We start from the raw sequence: 5,973 nt of genomic DNA, 5'->3' as shown, positions 1-5,973 counted from the left end.
CCCGTGCCCGCAGGCCGGCGCCGGGGTGGAACCGGGCGACGGTCGTCGCCGCCACCTCGAGCGTCTCCCCCGTGCGGGGGTTGCGTGCCGTGCGGGCCGCGCGGCCGGCGGCCTCGAACGTGCCGAACCCGGTCAGCGTCACCCGCTCCCCGGCGGCGAGGGCCGACGTGATCTCGTCGAGCACCGCCTCGACGGCGGCGAGCGCGGCGGTCTTGGTCGCCCCCCGAGCGGCGATCCGGTCAGCGATCTGCGACTTGCCCGGCATGGTCGTCCTCTCTCGGCCGGCGCTCCGGTGCGCCGTGGCCCGCAGACACGGTATCGACTGCGGCCGTCCGGCGGGTCCCCTGCGAGGAGACCCGCCGGACCGACGTCAAGGGGCGGCGGCCGATCTCGACCGGCACGCCGGCCGGCCGGGCGGCCACGATCTCGACGGGCGGCAGGTGCTTGGCCGGCAGCGTCGCCGGACGCCACGCCTCGCGACGGGCCTCGAAGTCCGAGATCTCGTCGGCGTGCTCGAGCGTGAGCCCGATGTCGTCGAGACCCTCCATCAGGCGCCAGCGCGTGTAGTCGTCGACCTGGAACGGCACCACGACGTCGTCGCACGTGATCGTCTTCGACTCGAGGTCGACCGTGACCTCGGTGCCCGGACGGGTCTCGAGGATCTTCCAGATCAGCTCGATGTCCTCCTGCGACGCCTGGGCCGCGAGCAGCCCCTGCTTGCCGGAGTTGCCGCGGAAGATGTCCGCGAAGCGGTTCGAGATGACGACCTTGAAGCCGTAGTCCTTGAGCGCCCAGACGGCGTGCTCGCGCGACGAGCCGGTGCCGAAGTCGGGACCGGCGACGAGCACCGAGCCGGACCTGTAGGCGTCCTGGTTGAGGATGAACGCCGGGTCACCGCGCCAGGCGGCGAACAGCGCGTCCTCGAACCCCGTGCGCGTCACGCGCTTGAGGTAGACGGCCGGGATGATCTGGTCGGTGTCCACGTTGCTGCGCCGCAGCGGGACGCCGACGCCGGTGTGCTGGCTGAACTTCTCCATGGCTGTGTCTCTTTCTCGGTTCCCGAGTTCCGCGGTCAGACCGTCTGGAGGTCGGTGAGGGGGCTGCCGTCGGGAGTGGGTGCCCCCGTGGCGAGGTCGGCGTACGACGAGAGCGTGCCGCGGATAGCGGTCGCGGCCGCGACGAGCGGCGAGACCAGGTGCGTGCGGCCGCCCTTGCCCTGTCGACCCTCGAAGTTGCGGTTCGACGTCGACGCCGAGCGCTCCCCCGGGGCGAGCTGGTCGGGGTTCATGCCCAGACACATGGAGCAGCCGGCGTTGCGCCACTCCGCACCGAAGTCGAGGAAGATCTTGTCGAGCCCCTCGGCCTCGGCCTGCAGGCGCACGCGAGCCGACGCGGGCACCACCAGGACGCGGACGTCCTCGGCCTTGTGCTTGCCCTGGACGACCTTGGCGACGGAGCGCAGGTCCTCGATGCGGCCGTTGGTGCACGAGCCGATGAAGACCGTGTCGACCTTGATCTCGCGCAGCGGCTGGCCGGGCGTCAGGCCCATGTACTCGATGGCCCGCTCGGCGGCGCCGCGCTCGTCGGCGTCGGCGATCTCCTCCGGCACCGGTACCGAGCCCGACAGCGGCAGGCCCTGCCCCGGGTTGGTGCCCCACGTGACGAACGGCTCGAGGTCCTCCGCCTTGAGCACGACCTCGACGTCGAACTCGGCGTCGTCGTCGGTCCTCAGCGTGCTCCAGTACGCCACCGCGGCGTCCCAGTCGGCACCCTCCGGCGCGTGCGGGCGGCCCTGGAGGTAGTCGAACGTGGTCTGGTCGGGCGCGATCATGCCCGCGCGGGCGCCGGCCTCGATCGACATGTTGCAGACSGTCATGCGGSCTTCCATCGACAGCGCGCGGATGGCCTCGCCGCGGTACTCGAGCACGTAGCCCTGACCACCGCCGGTGCCGATCTTGGCGATGATCGCCAGGATGATGTCCTTGCTGGTGGCGCCCGCGGGCAGCTCGCCGTCGACCGTGATGGCCATCGTCTTGAACGGGGCCAGCGGCAGCGTCTGCGTGGCCAGCACGTGCTCGACCTCGCTGGTGCCGATGCCGAACGCGAGGGCGCCGAACGCGCCGTGCGTCGAGGTGTGCGAGTCGCCGCAGACGACGGTCAGGCCCGGCTGCGTCAGGCCCAGCTGCGGTCCCACCTGGTGGACGATCCCCTGGTCGGCGTCGCCGAGCGAGTGGATGCGGACGCCGAACTCGGCGGCGTTGTTGCGCAGCGTCTGGATCTGCGTGCGGCTCGTCTCGTCGGCGATCGGCCGGTCGATGTCGAGCGTGGGGGTGTTGTGGTCCTCGGTCGCCAGCGTCAGGTCCGGGCGGCGGACCGGGCGACCCGCGAGGCGCAGGCCCTCGAACGCCTGCGGGCTCGTCACCTCGTGCACGAGGTGGAGGTCGATGTAGAGGAGGTCAGGGGCGCCGTCCGTGCCCCGTCGCACGACGTGCGCGTCCCAGACCTTCTCCGCCAACGTGCCGGCCATCTTCTCGGTCCGTTCTCTCGTTCGTTCTCTCGGCCAGGAGTGTGGTTTTCCCGGCTCGTCTGCCGTCGTACTTGCATCTCAGCCTTCGAGACGCCAATATCGACCTATGGACAACTCTAGCGGAGTCGGCGTGCTGGACAAGGCCGCGTCCGTTCTCAGCGCTCTCGAGGCGGGACCGGCCACCCTCGCACAGCTCGTCACCGCCACCCATCTTGCTCGCCCGACGGCCCACCGGCTGGCCGTGGCGCTCGAGCACCACCGACTGGTCGCCCGCGACATGCAGGGTCGGTTCGTGCTCGGACCACGCCTCTCGGAGCTCGCGACGGCCGCCGGCGAGGACCGCCTGCTCGCCGCCGCCGGCCCCGTGCTGGCCGCGCTGCGCGACCACACCGGCGAGAGCGCGCAGCTGTACCGGCGCCAGGGCGACCAGCGCATCTGCGTCGCCGCGGCCGAGCGGCCCATCGGCCTGCGCGACTCGATCCCGGTCGGCGCCACGCTGACGATGCATGCGGGCTCCGCGGCGCAGATCCTGCTCGCGTGGGAGGAGCCGGACCGCCTGCACCGCGGCCTGCAGGGCGCCAAGTTCACGGCCACGATCCTCTCCGGCGTCCGTCGCCGCGGCTGGGCGCAGTCGGTCTCGGAGCGCGAGGTCGGCGTCGCGTCGGTGTCCGCCCCCGTGCGCGGGCCGTCGGGCCGGATCGTCGCCGCCGTGTCCGTGTCCGGACCGCTCGAGCGGCTCTCCCGGCAGCCGGGCCGGCTGCACGCCGCCGCGGTCGTCTCGGCGGCCAACCGGCTGACCGAGGTCCTGCGCCGCACGGCCGACTGATGGCCGTGCGGGGTGCCGCCGCCGCGCGACGCCGCCTGCGCCGTCGCGTGGCCGTCATCTGCTTCGTCGTCGGGCTCGTCGTCGGCGCGGTCCTCGCCCTGCTGGGCGGGGGCAGCGCGGTCGACGCCGTCATCAACGGCCTCTTCATCGGCGCCCTCGCGGCGGTGATCGGCTCGATCGTCGTCGCCGTGCTGCCGACGTCGAGCCACGGCCCGCCCGGGCAGCACTGATCCAGGAACGCAGAAGGCCCGGTCACCGTGGTGACCGGGCCTTCGTGTACGTACCCCCGACCGGATTCGAACCGGCGCTACCGCCGTGAGAGGGCGGCGTGCTAGGCCGCTACACAACGGGGGCCTATACGCTGCGAGGCCCGGGGGCCTCGCTTGCGAGTGAACACTCTACCCGATCCTCCGAGGAGGTCGGACCAGCGGTGCTCGCGCTGGGGTACCAGGACTCGAACCTAGACTAACTGAACCAGAATCAGTCGTGCTGCCAATTACACCATACCCCATGGGGGTATGACCCCCGGAGCTCGAGAGTCGCCTGGCGGGGCGGACCTTCGTGCATCCGGACGTCGTACCGGCGGTGAACACTACCCGAGCGTCGGGGCCGGGTCCAACTGGCTCCGCCGCTGGGGCCCGTTCGTGACGAAGGCCACGGACGGACCGGATCAGCGCGGGATGCCCGCCAGCTCGGATGCGTCGTACCAGAGCAGGTCACGCTCGTCGAGGCGGTCGACGGCGGCCTCGTCCCCACCGGCCGCGAGCACGACGTCGGACGCCGCACCCGGCTCGTCGACRTGCACGCAGATGACGTCGGACTGCTCGACCGACCGCACCAGCTCGATCGCGCTCGGCACGTCCTCGTCGTCGGTCACCGGCTCGATGTCCGAGTCCGCGACGTCGACGGACACGACCAGGCGCAGCTGCGGCGCGTCCCGATGCGTCGCGAGGTGCTCGAGCGAGTCGTCGGCCGCCGCGAGCTGCGCCGCGAACTCCAGACCCTCGTCGTCCTCATCGGGGAACAGCGCGCGCAGGGCCGGCGTCACGGCGTGCGCGCGGCGCGCCGACAGCGGTCCTGCGGCGGGGTCGAGCTGGTCCAGCGAGGCCGGGAGATAGATGCGCACGTGGCCAGTGTGCCGCCCGCGACGTCGCCCGGCCGGTCAGACGCGCGCGGGCTCCCCCACCAGGAGCGCGTCGACGCGGGCTGCCACGCCGGCAAGCGCACGGCGGACGGGCGACCCCGGTGCGACCTCACGCAGCGTGCGCGCCTCGAGCAGCGCCGTGTCCACGGCCGCGCGGTCCTCGGGCACGAGGAGCGCGTCCGTGACCCCCGCGTACCGCGCGAGGGCCCGACCCACGGCCTCGGCCGGCTTGGGACCCGCGACGGTCGCCCGGACGCGGTTGACCAGCACCAGCCGCGTCCCGCCGAGCCCGAGGTCGGACAGCTCCCCCAGACCCCGCACGAGCCGCTGGATCCCCACCGGGTCCGCCGCGCCGACCACCACGACGACGTCCGCGGCTTCGAGGGCGCTCAGCGTGGCCGCGTTGCGGCGCGGAGCCCTCGTGTCGTAGCTCAGCACCTCGTCCTGCTCGAGGCAGAAGCCGCAGTCGACCACCGTCCACTGCGCGAGCCCGCGCGCGACCGACCAGACCGCGTCGAGCGACGACGACGGGAGCTCGGGCCAGCGGTCCGCCCGCGAGATGCCCGAGAGCACCCGCAGGTCGGAGGCGATCGTCGGGGTCAGCCGGGCCAGCGTGGTCAGGTCGAGCGTCCCCTGACCCGCCGCGCGGGCCGCCGCCGCGAGGCCCGGTGCCTCGTCGAGCATGCCGACCACCTGCGCGACGCACCCGCCGTACGTGTCGGCGTCGACCAGCAGCGTCCGGCGACCCGCGGCCGCCAGCTCGGCGGCCAGGTTCACCGCGACGGTCGTCCGGCCCGGCGCGCCCGTCGGACCCCACACCGCCACGACCAGCCCGCATGCGGGACGTCGGACGGTCTGCTCGTCGGGGAACGCCGGTGCCGGTGTCCCGTCGTCGGGCGCGCTGCCGAGGACCGCGAGCGCGTCGCGCAGCATCGCCTGGGCAGAGTCGTCGTCGTGCGGCGCCACGGCCACGACATCGGCGCCCAGCGCAGCGAGCCGCTCGCCGAGCCACGGGCGTGCCGCGTCGCCGATCCCGACCACGCGGACCCCCGAACGGTGCAGGAGCTCGACGGCCTCGCGGTCGAGGAGGTCGAGGTCCCCCGAGACCACCGCCAGCCTGCCGAGCCCGGCCTCGGCCGCCGCGAGCAGCTCGGTGAGGTCGGCGCAGCGGCGGGTCACGCTCAGCCGGCCTCCGGTCCGCTCGACGGCCTGCACGATGATCGACTCGGCCGGGCCCTGCACGGCGCACAGCACCCCGAACGTCACGTCAGCCTCCCGTACCCGGGACGGGCACCACGTCGACGGTGCCGTCGGCGGCGAGGGCGGTCAGGATCACCGGCAGGACGTCCGTGGGGACCAGCACCTGGACCGAGCTCCCGCCCGAGGCCCGGAACGCCCCGGTGGGCGTCGACACCTCCGCCACCGTGAGCCCGCCGGCCAGCTGCCGGGGCTCCCCCGGCGCCGCGTCGTCGTCCG

General features: G+C 73.5%; 6 protein-coding genes, 2 tRNA genes and 2 pseudogenes. 2 read left to right on the top strand and 8 right to left on the bottom strand.

The genetic code is table 11. The features are described 5' to 3' along the window. The 3 genes and pseudogenes from ACXJKG_RS18765 to leuC all read right to left on the bottom strand — a co-directional run. The coding region (locus ACXJKG_RS18765) for an HU family DNA-binding protein (RefSeq protein ID WP_456847252.1) at window positions 1-265 on the bottom strand (265 nt) is incomplete at its 3' end. 178 nt (window positions 266-443) lie between these two features. Then, window positions 444-1,037, bottom strand: a pseudogene (gene leuD, locus ACXJKG_RS18760) (3-isopropylmalate dehydratase small subunit); the annotation flags it as partial. A gap of 35 nt (window positions 1,038-1,072) precedes the next feature. Beyond that, entirely contained in the window at window positions 1,073-2,527 is a 1,455-nt protein-coding gene (gene leuC, locus ACXJKG_RS18755) for a 3-isopropylmalate dehydratase large subunit (RefSeq protein WP_456847251.1), read from the bottom strand. Window positions 2,528-2,633: 106 nt separating this feature from the next. Here leuC and ACXJKG_RS18750 point away from each other — a divergent pair, with 106 nt between their 5' ends. Beyond that, window positions 2,634-3,353 (top strand): IclR family transcriptional regulator, encoded by a 720-nt coding sequence (locus ACXJKG_RS18750; protein WP_028046824.1) that lies wholly within the window; start codon window positions 2,634-2,636, stop codon window positions 3,351-3,353. Then, complete coding sequence (locus tag ACXJKG_RS18745; RefSeq protein ID WP_456847250.1) at window positions 3,353-3,583, top strand: hypothetical protein; 231 nt, start codon at window positions 3,353-3,355, stop codon at window positions 3,581-3,583. The genes ACXJKG_RS18750 and ACXJKG_RS18745 overlap by 1 nt, the downstream gene beginning before the upstream one ends. Window positions 3,584-3,634: 51 nt before the next feature. On the opposite strand, the gene ACXJKG_RS18740 is transcribed toward ACXJKG_RS18745, so the two are convergent. The 5 genes and pseudogenes from ACXJKG_RS18740 to ACXJKG_RS18720 all read right to left on the bottom strand — a co-directional run. Beyond that, window positions 3,635-3,707, bottom strand: a tRNA-Glu gene (locus tag ACXJKG_RS18740). Between the two features lie 85 nt (window positions 3,708-3,792). Next, window positions 3,793-3,864, bottom strand: a tRNA-Gln gene (locus ACXJKG_RS18735). Window positions 3,865-4,023: 159 nt separating this feature from the next. Next, the gene (locus ACXJKG_RS18730; protein ID WP_456847249.1) at window positions 4,024-4,479 is read right to left on the bottom strand and encodes a DUF6912 family protein; all 456 of its coding nucleotides are present in this window, start codon (window positions 4,477-4,479) and stop codon (window positions 4,024-4,026) included. A gap of 36 nt (window positions 4,480-4,515) precedes the next feature. Next, window positions 4,516-5,763, bottom strand: a complete 1,248-nt coding sequence (locus ACXJKG_RS18725; RefSeq protein WP_456847248.1) for an AAA family ATPase — start codon at window positions 5,761-5,763, stop codon at window positions 4,516-4,518. Window position 5,764: 1 nt separating this feature from the next. Continuing rightward, window positions 5,765-5,973 (bottom strand): annotated as a pseudogene (locus ACXJKG_RS18720) (hypothetical protein); the annotation flags it as partial.

Source organism: Cellulomonas sp. P5_C6 (assembly GCF_054049635.1).
This window is presented reverse-complemented; position numbering and strand designations above follow the sequence as displayed.